General features: G+C 46.0%; 13 protein-coding genes. 5 read left to right on the plus strand and 8 right to left on the minus strand.

The annotated features are described in order from the left end of the window. Window positions 1-6 precede the first annotated feature (6 nt). Entirely contained in the window at window positions 7-408 is a 402-nt protein-coding gene (gene arsC / locus K4A83_RS06775) for an arsenate reductase, glutathione/glutaredoxin type (protein WP_265263699.1), read from the plus strand. Between the two features lie 273 nt (window positions 409-681). Here arsC and K4A83_RS06780 read toward each other — a convergent pair whose 3' ends face one another. From K4A83_RS06780 to K4A83_RS06790, 3 genes are all read right to left on the minus strand, one after another. Beyond that, window positions 682-930: a Ycf34 family protein gene (locus K4A83_RS06780; protein WP_265263700.1), complete on the minus strand. Its 249-nt coding sequence runs from the start codon at window positions 928-930 to the stop codon at window positions 682-684. A gap of 241 nt (window positions 931-1,171) precedes the next feature. Further along, window positions 1,172-2,899, minus strand: coding sequence for a ShlB/FhaC/HecB family hemolysin secretion/activation protein (locus tag K4A83_RS06785; protein ID WP_265263701.1), 1,728 nt, complete (start codon window positions 2,897-2,899; stop codon window positions 1,172-1,174). 54 nt (window positions 2,900-2,953) lie between these two features. Beyond that, entirely contained in the window at window positions 2,954-3,721 is a 768-nt protein-coding gene (locus K4A83_RS06790) for a LemA family protein (protein ID WP_265263702.1), read from the minus strand. Window positions 3,722-3,945: 224 nt separating this feature from the next. Here K4A83_RS06790 and K4A83_RS06795 point away from each other — a divergent pair, with 224 nt between their 5' ends. Continuing rightward, window positions 3,946-5,718 (plus strand): TPM domain-containing protein, encoded by a 1,773-nt coding sequence (locus K4A83_RS06795; RefSeq protein WP_265263703.1) that lies wholly within the window; start codon window positions 3,946-3,948, stop codon window positions 5,716-5,718. A 298-nt stretch (window positions 5,719-6,016) separates the two neighbouring features. On the opposite strand, the gene K4A83_RS06800 is transcribed toward K4A83_RS06795, so the two are convergent. Next, window positions 6,017-8,470: a dynamin-like GTPase family protein gene (locus K4A83_RS06800; RefSeq protein WP_265263704.1), complete on the minus strand. Its 2,454-nt coding sequence runs from the start codon at window positions 8,468-8,470 to the stop codon at window positions 6,017-6,019. 477 nt (window positions 8,471-8,947) lie between these two features. On the opposite strand from K4A83_RS06800, the gene K4A83_RS06805 reads away from it, so the two are divergent. Further along, window positions 8,948-9,175 (plus strand): hypothetical protein, encoded by a 228-nt coding sequence (locus K4A83_RS06805; protein ID WP_407809923.1) that lies wholly within the window; start codon window positions 8,948-8,950, stop codon window positions 9,173-9,175. A gap of 4 nt (window positions 9,176-9,179) precedes the next feature. Here K4A83_RS06805 and K4A83_RS06810 read toward each other — a convergent pair whose 3' ends face one another. Next, on the minus strand, window positions 9,180-9,569 hold the full coding sequence (locus K4A83_RS06810) for a hypothetical protein (RefSeq protein WP_265263706.1): 390 nt from the start codon (window positions 9,567-9,569) through the stop codon (window positions 9,180-9,182). A 64-nt stretch (window positions 9,570-9,633) separates the two neighbouring features. Between K4A83_RS06810 and K4A83_RS06815 the strand changes: the two genes are divergently transcribed. Further along, window positions 9,634-11,721, plus strand: a complete 2,088-nt coding sequence (locus tag K4A83_RS06815; protein ID WP_265263707.1) for an acylase — start codon at window positions 9,634-9,636, stop codon at window positions 11,719-11,721. 23 nt (window positions 11,722-11,744) lie between these two features. Here the strand turns inward: K4A83_RS06815 and K4A83_RS06820 are convergent, their stop codons facing one another. The 3 genes from K4A83_RS06820 to K4A83_RS06830 form a co-directional block, all read right to left on the minus strand. Then, on the minus strand, window positions 11,745-12,140 hold the full coding sequence (locus K4A83_RS06820) for a response regulator (protein WP_407809925.1): 396 nt from the start codon (window positions 12,138-12,140) through the stop codon (window positions 11,745-11,747). A 217-nt stretch (window positions 12,141-12,357) separates the two neighbouring features. After that, on the minus strand, window positions 12,358-13,533 hold the full coding sequence (locus K4A83_RS06825; protein ID WP_265263709.1) for a TRC40/GET3/ArsA family transport-energizing ATPase: 1,176 nt from the start codon (window positions 13,531-13,533) through the stop codon (window positions 12,358-12,360). 53 nt (window positions 13,534-13,586) lie between these two features. Beyond that, on the minus strand, window positions 13,587-13,976 hold the full coding sequence (locus K4A83_RS06830; RefSeq protein ID WP_265263710.1) for a DUF2358 domain-containing protein: 390 nt from the start codon (window positions 13,974-13,976) through the stop codon (window positions 13,587-13,589). A gap of 299 nt (window positions 13,977-14,275) precedes the next feature. Here K4A83_RS06830 and K4A83_RS06835 point away from each other — a divergent pair, with 299 nt between their 5' ends. Next, on the plus strand, window positions 14,276-14,698 hold the full coding sequence (locus tag K4A83_RS06835) for a phosphomannose isomerase type II C-terminal cupin domain (RefSeq protein ID WP_265263712.1): 423 nt from the start codon (window positions 14,276-14,278) through the stop codon (window positions 14,696-14,698). Window positions 14,699-14,900: the final 202 nt, after the last annotated feature.

The raw sequence follows: 14,900 nt of genomic DNA on the forward strand, positions 1-14,900 counted from the left end.
GAAATTATGCCCCGTGTGATGTTTGTTTGTAAGAAGAATTCGGCCCGGTCCCAAATGGCGGAAGCCTTTGCTAAACAGTTAGCAGGGGAGGGGATCAGTATTACCAGTTCAGGATTAGAGGCCAGTCAGGTGAATCCGGGTGCGATCGCCGCTATGGACGAAATTGGGATTGATATCCGAGATCAACAGTCTAAAGCCTTAGCAGAGTTTCAACCGGAGGATTTTGATGTGGTGATTTCCCTCTGTGGCTGTGGGGTGAGTTTACCCCCGGAATGGTTAACGCGGGAGGTGTTTGAAGATTGGCAACTGGATGATCCCGCCGAACAACCGGAGATTTTCCCTCGGGTGCGGGATGAAGTGAAAGCGCGGGTGGAACAGTTAATCGAAAGCCTGAAACCCTCGGTCTAGTTGGGTTTAGCTTGGGTGGTTTGGGGAAGCGCGATCGCCCATTCCCCCAAGCAATTTGTAGGTTGGGTGGAGCGACAGCGCAACCCAACAAAACAATTGAGAATTGAGAATTAATAATTGAGAATTGTTAATTATTCCGCGATTTGTAGGTTGGGTGGAGCGACAGCGTAACCCAACAAAACAATTGAGAATTAATAATTGATAATTATTAATTATTCCCCGACTTGTAGGTTAGGTGGAGCCACAGCGCAACCCAACAAAACCGGGAGTCTGTCACGTCGGCACAGGTTCACCGGGGCGTAATTTCATCCATTTCCCTGTTTCTTCTAAGAAACTCTCACACCCCACAACATCCCATTCCATCTCAATATAGTCCTCTTGCGGTCGAATATTGACATTAATCGACGGTTCTTGAGGTTCAAAGGTGGGATTTTCTGTTAAATGGGGTTGCTGATGTTGGTGTTCTACGGCATGATAGGTTATGCAGCGATCTACATAATGGCAATTAATGCAAATACACATGGGTTCTGCTCCCACTCAATAATCGGTCAACAATCTTGTCGCTATTTTGTTCAAGTTGGATGAATTCTAACACGATTTTTTCTGAACTGTTTTTCCCCAACTGTGGCGCAACGGGGGAGAGCAGAAAAGTGGCAAATGCACCCTAGATTAAAGGACTAGGATAGAACACCCCGGCTGATTCAATCTTAACACTAGAGGAGTTCCCTAAGAATAGCGAACTTGCAAGAGTAGACGCAACTGTTCAAAAGGGATTAATTTGAATCGAAAAATGCAAACCGTTTTCTTGCCAAGTCCGTTGACTGGAGGAAGGGGAGGTGAGGGGAATTCCCCAATCGAGACGGGCCACAAGGCGATCGCTCATCAGCCATTGTAAGCCCAAACCAACGGACGCGAGAGTATTCCTATCTGGGGTACTGCCCTGATTCCACCCGAGGCCAAAATCCACGAAAGGGGCCACCACAAGGACGCTAGGGGCTTGGGGAAGTCTCAAGACGGGAAACTGCCACTCTACGGTTCCAGAGATGCCATGATCGGTTAATAGGGTATCCTGACGATAGCCTCGCACGGTACCGAATCCCCCCATGCCTAACTGTTCAGAAGGGACTAAAGGGCGATCGCCCCATTGCACATTTCCCCGTACAATTAGGGTGCTATCCCCGATTAAACGCACATATTGCCCTTGTCCTCGCCAAGCGAAAAACCGGGTATCTGGAGGCTGAGAATTAATCGTTGCCCCTAGAGCGTCCAGACCGAGACTAAACTGAGAACGGAGGGCTAAAATGTGCTGATGGCTTTGTTGTGTCCACTCTTGACTCAAACGCAGGGCGGTGATTTGGGTTTTTCCCTCGGCATCAGCCCCGGGGGAGAGGGGAAAGGGAATATCCAGTAAACGAGTAGCGCCTTCTGTGCGCGATAAGGCTAAACTAAGGGCGAATTCTTGACTCGGGGTTTGCTTTAAAGGATGGCGCACCTTGAGTTGAGTATAGCGCGAGGTGGACTCCACATTGAGCGGCACAAAAGGGGGTTCAATAATCCGACTGGTGGCGATTCCGGTGGTGAGATTGACGGTGGTATTGTGGGGACTGACGGGTACCGTGTAGCTGAAATCGTAGCTATTGCTGCCCTCGGTGTTACTGTAACCCACTTGCAGGCGATCGCCCCAACCGGATAAACTACGATGTCCGATGGTCACACCTCGGCGAAAACTCCCCACACTCGGCGATCGCCCATTATCCGCCAAAACCTCCCCAAACCACGGATTAGCCGCCACTACGACCACATCTAAAACACTCTGTCCCCCTTGAGGACTGGCCCCTAACGCCCCTTGCACCTGCTCAATCATGGGGTCTAATTGTAATAACCGTAGGCCATCAAGTAAGGTGGGTTCATGGAGAGGGGGAGTGGTGGCTAAGTTGAGGCGCGATCGCACATACTCCCGATGTAATCGCCCCTCTACCCTCACTCGAATCTCCTCTATCCCCCCTTCCCTCACCTGGACTCGCAAAATCCCCGTCTCCTGAAACCGACGAAAATCCTCCGAGTCTACAAAAGAGCCACTGGTAATATAGCCCCCCTCCTCATACTTGCGATCAATCTCCCCCAATAAAGTCATCACCTCCGTCACAGAGAGACGATCTCCCACTTGCCAATCTCCCTGTAACTCCTCATCCCCAAACACCGTATTGCCCACCAATTCCAACCGTTGTAAAACAACACTCTCCCCCTCCACAACTGGGGGAGACGTTTCCTCATCGGGTAACGGTAAATTGAGCAAGGGATCTGTCGGAAAAACCGGAGTATCGGGTAACATCTCCGGTGGGGGACCCGAAGGCCATAAATCCGCCGGATTGGGCAGGAGGGGGCTTTGCGCCTTCACCTCTCCCCCCAAGAGACACAATCCGACACCTAACAGCACCCCCCAAGAGGGACGGCCGAAACAGAGGGCAGAATAGGAAAAATGGGCAGACATAAGACAACATTTTCAATAAACGACACACCCTAACTCAGGTAAAGTGCCATCATTTTATTGAATTCTCGGCAATTCTGTATTCTCTGCTTGGAAATAGGGCTTGGCCTCAAATCCCCCCATCCCGGCCAGAATTGAATTGGGAAATCGTCTTACAAATTGATTATATTGTTGAATGGCTTGATTATACCGGAGTCGTTCGGTGGCAATGCGATTTTCCGTTCCCGCTAACTCATCTTGTAGACCGATAAAAGCCCGAGATGAACCTAATTCAGGTTGAGAGATCACCCATTGATTAAACTGTCCAATCGCCCGATTCATTTCAGTCGTGGCCGCGATTTTTTCCTGTTGAGAAGTGGCCTGTAAATACTGTTCTCTCGACTGGGTTAATAAACGCACAATTTCTTGTTCCTGTTGGGCTTGTGCCTGAGTTACCGCCAATAAATTAGGGATTAAATCCGCCCGTCGTTGCAGTTGATTTTCCACCTGCGCCCAAGCGGCCTCAGCTTGTTGTTGACGTTCCGCCAGACCATTGTAGGTGAAGATTCCCCACAACAGCACGAACACCCCAACGGCAATCCCCCCATAGGTCAAGGTGACGTTGCGCTGTTGTTTTTGTTGTTGTGCGATCGCCGCTTGTTGCTGTCTGGCTTCTACTTGTGCGATCGCCTTTTGAATAAATTCTGGCGGAATCGAAACCTCCGATCCCGCTTCTTCTAACTGACTCAAAGAATAACGACTTTGGGTTTCTTGATACAACCGAGAGGCAACTTCTAACACTTCATCCGCTAATTCTTCAGGAATATGCTCATTTGAATTACTCATAAACCAATCGCCTATTAACGCCACTACATTTATCATAATATCAAAGGGAAAACAGAAATTTATTCCTAGGTTGGGTGGAACGGAGTACGAAACCCAACAAATTAGCATCAGACCCTAGGCAAAATTTGACGATTTAATATTAATTTTTTTGAACAATCCTGTTAATATCAAATAAATGAAGTACAATTTACAATGGATTTTTGTGCCGTTGCTGCCTATAAACCATGAAATATCTTAAAATTCAACTTAAAAATCAGCCAAAAGTCCGAACATTTTTACTCGGATGTTTAGGTCTTCTCTGCTTAAGTTTTACACTACTTTTACAGCCTTCCCCCAGTTATGCTGTCACCCCCGGGCAAGTTCCCAATCCTCGCCAAGTGTCTGGGGGCTGGGTGACAGATATGGCGAATGTGATTGATTCAGCCACAGAAGCCCAGTTAAATCAAATGATTACAGATTTAGAAGGGAAAAATGGCGCAGAAATTGCCGTTGTTACCATTCCCCAAACCAATGAATTATTAACCCCTAAAGATTTTGCAACCCAACTATTTAATCTGTGGGGAATTGGGAAAGAGGGACAAGATAACGGCATTTTATTTTTAACTTCCGTGGGAGATCGGCGAGTTGAAATTGAAACCGGATATGGAATAGAGGGAATTTTACCCGATGCCAGAGTGGGGCGAATTTTAGATGATCATGTTGTGCCTTATTTTCGCAATGATGATTTTAATAACGGGATTTTAGCCGGGACTCAAGCCTTGATTAAAGTAGTAGAATCTCAAGTCTTTGATCCCGCTTTAGCACCTCCTTTAGAACTGCCTAATTTTCTTTGGTTCATGACCGGATTTACAGGCATTTTATCCGGTATATTGTACAATATTTCTCGTCAGTTTTCCACAAAACCGGTATTAGTTAATCCTGGAGAATATAAGCGAATTAAAGGCATAGATCGCAGTGACTTTTCCGTTTATTTATTCATGAGGATAGGAGTGTTTTGTGTTTTATTTGCCGTAACCATTTTACCCATTTTTACCCTATCCAAGCGCTCACCGGAATTAGCCATCTTTGGGGGGGTATTATTGGTGACAGCGATCTTTTTCTTCTTCGCCTATAAAGCAACAGTCGGCACAACAAGACTGAAGCAGCGCCTACGAACATGGATGATTTTACTAGGTTTGATTATCCTAGGCACTTGGATCATAGTTATACCGGGAATTGTAGACCTCCGTTCTCTTTGGGAAGCGATCGCCATTATTCTCTTAATAGCCATTATCCCGCGTAATGAGCGTCTTCTCGGTGCAGTAACTGGCATCATTGTGAGTTTCTTCGCTACATTAATCCTCTTCTTTTTCTGGGTGTTATTAAATTTAGAGCAGTGGGGCTACATTCGGGGTATTGTCGAACTATTTTTAGACTATTTTAATCCCCTAACTGTGAGTGGAGTTACGGCCGCTATTATCAGCTTATTAGGATGTTTTCCCATCGCACGAGAACTCATCCAATGGCGGTTTAAAAAATCAGAAAATCAGCGTTCTTTACGCCCTATTTATAACGCCCAGTCTCAAGCACCAATGCAGCTTTTAGATTCAGAAACTCTCCCTTCAATCCTCAATAAGCACCAAAAAACAGCCCAACAATTAGGCAGCACCTTTTTTGAGGGATGGTGGACTCCGACAAATCACCCTGTCCGTCGTGAAGAAGTTTATCTCAAAGCTTATATTAACAGTGGCTTAGGACAGAAATATTTAGAATGTCCAACGGGCAAAGAATTTACAGTATCTAGGACATCTACAACTGTTGTTTCTGCAACGGAATATAGCACCGGATTAGAACGCATTACAGACACTTGTGAATGTTGTAGTTATCGGAAACAATCGGAGCGAGTAATTCCCCGTGTCTCCTCTTCCTCTTCCTCTTCCTCTAGTAGCAGTAGCGGGGGTGGGGGTAGTTTTGGCGGGGGGAGTAGTGGGGGCGGGGGTGCAGGCAGAGGATTTTAGCCTTGCTCCCTGTTCCGAGTGGCTGTTATGGGGCTAAATTTTGGGACTTCATCTCAAGTTGTAGGAAATCCCCCCTAATCTCAGTTTCTAAGGCGAATTAGGGGGGATTTAAGGCGATACTCTGTTAGGTCTGCTCCTCTCCTCAAGAGGTCTAAAAACCCGGTTTCTGTCAGAGCAAGTTGCTTCGCAGAAAGCAGAATCCCCCTAAGAATTGCGGAACGCAATTAACGGCGGGAGTGTCAACCTAAGTGAAAAGATACTACCCTAAACCGGATTTCTATACAGTTACAGTCAGTCTTTAAAGACTTTCACTACTCTCATCCGGGGGCAATTCTTCTCCCGCTTCGACCACTAATTCCGGGATAACTACCACATCATCGGTAATCATCGGCAATTGTCCACTATAGAGATTCATGGACTGTAAGCAAGCATTAAGACCTTGTACTGCTTCATTGTAGATGGCAATTTTTTCCTCTACTTCTTCCAAGTGTCGCTCATTTTGAGCAATCTTTAACTCCGCTTCCTTCTCCAAGGTTTGTTCTAAATAAGCCCGCGCTTGGTCATATTTTTGCAGAATATCGAGTCGATATTGTTCCGCCAACGGCAACACTTCAGTTTTAATCATGTTATCAATGGTTTGACGGAATTCACTGCGAATGGTAGCGGAAACTTTTGGTTCAAAGTCTAGCTTGAGCAGTTGACGAATGGCAGGTTCTGCCTCGACAATACTTTCAGCCCCATAACTTTGGGAGGTTTGTTGTAAGGTTTGCCGAAATTGGTAAATTGAGAAAGTCCCCTCATTATAAAAGCGAGGACTTTCCCGCACATAGCGATCGCATTCTTTCCGTGCTGCACTCTCCGCCAGCTTTAACATCGTCTTTTCCAAGTCTTTGAACTGTTGTTCAATTCCCCCATCTTTCCCTAACAAGCGGTACAATTCCCGGTAACAGTCCGTTGTTTTAACGGACTCTAAGAGACGTTGGCAAAAACTGCTCACAATGAGTTGAGAAGATTCTACTAACACATCTTCAAGTTCATTGGAAAAGTAATAGAGGGCTTCGACGAGAACAGCTAAGAAAGGCGCGGTAGAATTGCGGTCATGGCTGCCTGTGGCTTTTTTGTAAGCATCTAACACCGAGAAAGTCTGTAAAAGTCCATCCAGTTTGGCAACCATTTGTTGTTTTAACAGGGTAAAGTCTCGCTCAAATTCTACATCTTCTCGGGCAATAATTTGATTGACTTTTTGCGACAAATATGATTTAAATTCACCGCCAATGGTTTGCAGTTGTTGGTTGAGTTTGTCCAACTCCTGCGCCTTCATGGCATCAATTTCACGGGGTTGACTCTGCAAGTCTTGTCGTTTACTGTTGTAGTAATTTTTTAGACCAATACAAAGGGGCTGTAAATCACTGGCTAAGGTAGTGAAGAGTTGGGGGCGTTTTTCTTCCGTTAAATACTGGGTGATGGCACTCCGAAAACTTTCAATCCCACTATCGGTAATTAACTGTTCAATCAGGGGAGTTCCCCACTCACTCAAAATGCGCACATAGTTTTCATTGGCGGTTTCATAACTATTCACAGACACCCGAAAGGGGCTACTGGTGAGTTTGCCGGAGTTGGCACAATAGTTATTAAATTCGCTGACAAATTGCGGGGTTTCTTCCTCTCCCCCAATGCCTTTGACGCTTTCGGTAAAGAGGGAATCCAGTCCAAAGCGATCGCGTCCTGTGGTCTGTTTAATCTGGCTACCATAAAAGCCCAACAGTCCACTGGTTTTATAAATCCTTGTGGTGTCCCGGAATTGGGTTTGAATGAGGTTATCTAACCGTTGACGGAGTTGGGCATTATACCAAGTTTGGTCAATACGGTTAAAGACGTAAAACACCCGATCTCGAATGCCCGGATTCGTTTTAATTTTCTCCAACAATTCCGTCTCTTCGGTGGTCATATCCCCGGCAGCAGCTGGTTTTAAAATAGTAATAACGGCTGACGTTTCGGGATCTTCAATTTTGCGATAGGTGAGGTCAGCATCTTTCTGAACTGGAGCATCAATGCCAGGTAAGTCCACTAACACATTGCCATCTTCTAACAGAGGATGATAGCAATAATATTGCAGGCGTTTTAACACCGCGCTATTGCTGCCCCGTCGGGCATAATCTGCGGCTTTACTCAAGTTGGAAAAGCCTAATTGATCCATTGAATAGATTTTATTTTCTAGGGTAGCAATGCGATCTCGGTTATGCTCAAAGCCCTCTAATAATAGAATTAAGGCTTTGGCTTGTTTGGCATATTCAGATTTACTTTCGCCCCCTTCTTGTTCGATGATATGTTGTGCTTTTTTCTTCAGGGTTTCAGTGACATCAGCTTGGTTAATATTGCCGTCTAAGCCTAAACCTAAACGTTGACAAACCAGTTGCACTTGCTCCCGAATTTCTGACTCGCTCAGGAAGGTTAAAACGACTCGTTCCTCTTCTGGAGTGGCGTATTCAATATAACATTCTGTCCCTGTGGCGTGTCCTTCGGCGCTGTAAAGTAATTCCCGTTCTAACAGGGCATTGATTAGCATGGATTTACCTGCACTAAATGCCCCAGCAAAGACGATTTCAAATTTCGGTGCAATGGCCTTATTGAGGGAATGTTCAATCTCTCGGGTACTGTATTGAGTGCGCAAGTTTGGTTCTTGTTGTAACAGTTGCAAGAGAGCATTCACTTGATCTTTCAGCTTGGCACATTGCGGATAGTCTTGACTCATTATTACCCCGATTCTTTATGCTAGAACATTTATGGCTACAGAGAATCTTTGTCCTTTTTCGGAAAGATAGCAAATTTTGGGGCAGGACAAAATTGTTGACCCTAAATTTAATCTTTTTCTCCACATTTATCTCTTGTGTAAATGCACAAAACATGGTATAAAGTTCCCTCGGTAACGAGAGGATTCTGGAAAAAGTTTAACCTAAAAGAGGAGAACTGCTGAAAAATACGCAAAACTTCAGGGCGTTGGCATCCGTGTTTCTGCTGAGATTACCTAGGTTTTTCTTTGGGAAAACTTTACATTTTTTTGGACAGTTGAGGCTTGATCTCGCTGAAAATTGGCGGTTTTCTAGAATCAGAGGGAAAAGAAGATTAAATAATCAAGGGGAATTTTTTATGATGAAATAATAAAGCTGTGACAAAAATCACGAGATGACCTGTAAAAAGATCACAGGAGTTCGCGGGAAACTAGCAGAAGATGAGGGACAAATCAAATTCTGCTGGAACCATCGTGGATACTTCACATATCATTCGACTCTTAGTAGAAAAAGCCCTCTATATTAAGAGACTCACCCCGGAAATTGAAAATGGCATTAATGAGGAATTGACCCGCTTGGGTCATATTTCTGAGGTAGACTATGAGGCATTAGAATTGCTGATGGCGGAAATGGATGCCGGACGAGTTCAGTTAGTGTCTAGTGTGTAGTGTCTCAAGTTGACCAAAAAAATTTCATCACCCGATTTAAGCGTTGTCTTGCGATCGCCTGTTGTCCCGGATCAGGGATCAATCCCTCACTGGGATTGAGTTGCATCAAAAGCGGAATCGTTTCCGTATCTAAAGCCACTTGGAAAGCATGATCCGGCCAGACTAAATCCGAGGCTTGTCGCAGATCCTCCACTTGAGGATCCGTCTGAGGGTCTGTTGCTGTTCCTGAATATTTTGCCCAGAAAAGAGGGCGCACCCAACACATCCCGCGCTGGGGAATCCATTGAATTACTTCTGCATAAAGACGCCCATAAAAGCCACAAGATTCCTGTTCAAGATTTGCTTCTAAATAAACAATTTGTTGAGGGGTAAAAGGAGCAACAGGATGAAACATAGGAGAATCCATAAGTGATAATCCATTATTAATGCTGAATCCTGTTCACTAGCTTAACGTAACAATGATTTTAACTCAACGCCCCGGCTTGTGGTGTTCCCTGCTTCTTTGTACCATTGCTCTCGTCCTTTCCTTGGGAATGTCCAGTCAGATGACCAGCCAGCGCACAGAAATCCTCTGGGATAGTTGGGGAGTCCCCCACATTTTCGCCCCGGATTTAGAACAAGTTTTAACCGGATTTGGCTATGCCCAAATGCACAGTCACGGCAACTTAATTTTACGCCTGTATGGGCAAAGTCGAGGTAAGGCTGCCGAATATTGGGGCGAGGATTATCTCCCGTCAGACCGCTATGTTCATCAGATGGGGATTCCCGAACGGGCCCAACAATGGTATCGTTCCCAAACGCCCCAAATGCGGCGCTATTTAGACGCTTTTGCTGGGGGAATGAATCGTTATGCCCAAGACCATCCCCAGTTATTAGCAGAGTCCTTAAAGGTGGTATTTCCCCTTACGGGAGTCGATGTTTTAGCCCATCTGCAACGGGTGATTCATTTCCAGTTTCTCAGTCCTCCTTTCAGGACTCCCTTACTCCCTCAAGGGTCCAATGGTTGGGCGATCGCACCCAGTCATTCTGCTAGCCAAAACGCCTTACTCCTCGCCAATCCTCACCTCCCTTGGCGGGACTTTTATTTGTGGTATGAAGCCCATTGGGAAACCCCCCAGACCAAACTTTATGGGGCGGCTTTAGTGGGAATGCCCATGTTGGCGATCGCCTTTAATCAACACCTCGGCTGGACCGCTACCGTCAACACCCACAACGGCAGAACCTTCTACGAACTCACCCTAGCCCCAGACGGCTATCAATGGGAGGGGGGAGTTCGTCCCTTTCAGCAGCAGGAAAAACACCTCAAAATTAAACAATCTGACGGCACTTTTCGCACCGAATCCCTAATCATTGAACGCTCCATCCACGGCGTAATTCTAGAGAAAAATCAGCAAAAGGCGATCGCCCTCAAAGTCGTAGGCTTAGACCGTCCCCACCTCCTCGCCCAATTTTTACACATGGCAGAAGCCCGCAATTTCCGACAATTTCAACAGGCCATGTCTCAATTACAACTGCCCCTATTTAATATTTTATACGCCGATCAAGCCGGAGAAATTGCCTACATTTTTAACGCCCTCATCCCCCAACATTCCCAAGGCAATTGGCAAGACTGGAAAAAAACAATCCCCGGCCATCAAACGAACACCCTCTGGACTGATTATCACCCCTATCAAGACCTACCCCAACTGGTCAATCCTGCCACAGGTTGGCTACAAAATACCAACGATCCTCCCTGGACTAGCACCTTCCCACCTCTGCTACAACCTGACCACTATCCTGCCTATTTTGCCCCCAATTCCTTAACCGGAGCATTTGACATTTTTCGGACACAACGTTCCCTAAAAATGCTCCTAGATTCTCCATCTTGGACATTACAACAGGTAATAGATGCCAAATTTTCCAGCCACCTAGAACTTGCCGATCGTATCCTTGATGATCTCATCAATGCAGCCCAAGATTCCCCTCGTCCTCTCATCCAACAAGCGGTAAATATCCTCTCCCACTGGGATAGACAAGCAAATGCTAACAGTAAAGGTGCCGCACTCTTTGCCATGTGGTTTCTCTCTATGAATCAACAATCCCTCTTTTCCACCCCTTGGAATCCCGCAGATCCCCTCAATACCCCCCAAGGATTAAGCAATCCGCAACAAGCGGTTTCAATTCTGGAAAATAGTACTTTACAACTGGAATTTGCTTGTGGTAAGATTAATGTAGAATGGGGGGATTGTGTGCGCTTAAAATATGGAACTGTAGAACGCCCAGCTAGCGGGGCTTCTGGAAAACTAGGGAGTTTTCGTGTACTAGATATTTCCCCAGATGGCGAACAAAAATTTCAAGTCGTGGGGGGAGATGGGTATATGGCAGCGATGGAATTTTCCCAGCCCTTGCGTGCCAAAGTCCTCAACCCTTACGGTAACGCCACCCAGCCCCACTCTCCCCACCGAGGGGATCAAATCCCCTTATATGCCCAGCAAGAAATGCGTCCTCTGTGGTGGACTCGTTCTGAGATTGAAGACCATTTAGAAGAGCGGCAGGAATTGCTTTAAAATCCTTGGCTCGTTGTTAGGCTTTAGCCCGAGTGAGTCGTTGAGGGTTGACTTAAGATTTCCAAAATCTTCGCCCCGAAAGTTAAAGGATCAAATAATTTAGGGAGAATAGCCCAGACCCCCAACTGATAGTAATTGGGATCATTTTGGATATAACTCGCCACCTTAGCCGTTAGTAAAATAACCGGAATTTCCACCGTTTCCCCTTGACTGCGCAAACGGTGAAGAGTTTCCATCCCATCCAAATCCGGCATCATCACATCTAAAAGAATGACATCCGGGCGTTGTTGCTTTGCAATTTCAATCCCTTCCTTTCCCGAAGCCGCCGTAAATACTTCCCATCCGCCACTCACTTCTAAACTAAGTTGCACAACCTCTCTAATATCATCTTCATCGTCAATCACCAAAATCCGTTTCATCATATCCCCCCTTAACGCTTGAATTCGTAGGTTGGGTGAAGCGACAGCGTAACCCAACAAAATAATTGAGAATTGAGAATTGTTTCGCGATCTGTAGGTTGGGTGAAGCGACAGCGTAACCCAACAAAATAATTGATAATTGATAATTGATAATTGTTTCGCGATCTGTAGGTTGGGCAAAGCACCAGCGTAACCCAACAGACCAAAGGTCAATCCATTACGGTTGGAACCGAATCTTTAAATAATCCTCCTCCATCTTTGCGCCCTTGGGTTGTAAAGACGCTAAGGATTGAGGTAAAACCAAATTACGGCGATGATTACCAATGCGAATATTTAACTCATCCCCCGACTTATTCAACTGAATCTTATCCTTCGTCATGCCCGGTAAATACAACTCCAGACTGTAATGATCCCCTCCTTGAACCACCCGCACCGTATTTTCCTTATGATAAACTTGGGTCGGATCTTCATCAGGATAAAGCAATCCTTTCAGCCTTTGTAACGCCTCCATCCCACACATTTCCTCAGAAAAAAGTGGAACTTCCTTCACAGGTAAAGGATGGAAATTTTCATGAATTTCTGCCTTATATTGCTTCTGACTTTCCTTCCAACGTTGGAAAAACGGATCACTCACTTCATCAGGAATAATCCTATTAGCAATCACCAAATCCGTCGCCACATTGTATAAACTTAAATAAGCATGAGCGCGTAGAGACTCTTTAATCACCATTTTCTCGGGATTAGTCACCAAACGCACCGAGGTTTGAGTATTATCGGTTAAGACTTTTTCTAACGCCTCAATCTGTTCATAAAACTCATAAGGTGCATCCATTACCTCCTTATCCGGCAAGGAAAACCCCGTAATCGGTTTGAAAATCGGTTCAAAAAGGGGCCGCAGTGCCACCGACATTCCTTGTAACGGTTTGTAAAATCTTCTCATATACCATCCCCCCACCTCCGGGATACTTAACAACCGTAAGGCGGTCCCCGTGGGTGCAGAATCGATAATCAGGACATCATAATCCCCCTCATCGTAATGGCGCTTCATACGCACCAGACCAAAAATCTCATCCATCCCCGGTAAAACGGCCAACTCTTCCGCTTGTACCCCATCCAATCCTCGCGCTTGCAACACCTGGGTAATGTAGCGTTTCACAGCCCCCCAATTGCCTTCCAACTCCATCAGGGCATCTAATTCCGCCCCCCAGAGATTCTCTACCACAGGACGGGCTTCATGACCCATTTCCTGATCAAAACTATCCGCTAAAGAGTGGGCCGGGTCTGTACTTAGCACCAAGGTTTTATAGCCCAATTCTGCACAACGTAAACCTGTAGCGGCTGCCACTGAGGTTTTACCTACCCCACCTTTACCCGTCATTAAAATTAAGCGCATGAGTCACCTAACTCCCACTGAAGAATTCTGAGAAGTATTTACATATATTCACTTTAACGGGTTTTGCCTGAAAAAAAATGTTGACGCACCACATCCCAGGGGGAAATGTCCCAAGTATCCAGATGGGAGATGATCTGATTTTGGTCATTGAGGATTAAGACACTGTGACCGGGAATGGCAATGCGGGGCTGCCAAGGGAGGGGAGTGGTCCAGTGGAGAGTCCAGCTCGTGAGGATTTGTTCCTGTTGCTGTTCGATGGCGTGGAGGTCTAACTGAACGGCTTTAAACCAAGTCTGGAAAAACTGGATCATCTGTTGATACCGTGCCAGTCCGCGAAATTCCGTTAGGGGGTCTTTGAAATAGACTTGGGGGTGATAAATGCCATAGGTTTGGTCTTGGGGGAAGCGTTGATAATCGGCTTTAAGAATCTCAAGAATATCCATGGGTTCCATGTCCAGTTGCCTTGATCAATATAGGCTTTTTCAAGCCCCCGTTAGATTGCGACAGCAATTAACGGTGGGTTCGTGACTGAATTGGCTCGGTATAGCGTTTCCAAATCATTGATCAACTCTCAGGGAAGTTTCTCATAATACTTCAAGCTCCTTGTAACCCTTGTATACTGTTCCCAGATCCGGTGTTCCCTGTTCCCTTTGTGGATTACAAAACTTAAATGGAAACGCTATAGAATAGAAACTAGACCACAATCTAAACGATATTGCCCAATATTGCGGAGCAAGACACCATGAGCGAAGAACAAACCAATGCCTCTACCCCAACGGTAACAGAGAGTCCTTCTGAGGTCAAAGGGGCTGATATTCCTGAAGGTGCAGTTGTTGAAGAACGTCCTTGGGGAACGGTGACGATGTTGGAACAGGGGGAACGGTATCGCATCAATCGCATTGAGGTAAAACCGGGCAGTCATATTAGCACCCAGATGCACTATCATCGCAGTGAACACTGGGTCGTCGTTGCTGGGACGGCAAAGGTGATTTGTGATGGTCAGGAGACGCTGTTAATGCAGAAACAATCTACCTATGTGCCGATGAATACGAAACACCGGGTAGAAAATCCGGGAGTGATTCCCTTGGTGATGATTGAAATTCAAAATGGCGAGTTTTTGGGGGATGAGGATATTATCCGCTTTTCGGAATTAGAGGGCAAGTAAGCGCCCCGACGCTGACCGACAATAATGGGATACAAGCCCCGTGCTTCTAGCACGGTTTTTTAGTGCTAGGAGGAGTTGACATCCTCCCCGGCCTAAAGGCACGGGGATTCCCAGTCTGTCCACATTAAGTGGACTCCTGATGGGTAGACAGACAAGCAACCGCCCCAGATTGGGGTCTAACACTGCTTAACGCCTGTCCATT

Origin of the sequence: Spirulina subsalsa FACHB-351 (assembly GCF_026130165.1) — a bacterium.
Lineage (GTDB): Bacteria > Cyanobacteriota > Cyanobacteriia > Cyanobacteriales > Spirulinaceae > Spirulina_A > Spirulina_A subsalsa_A.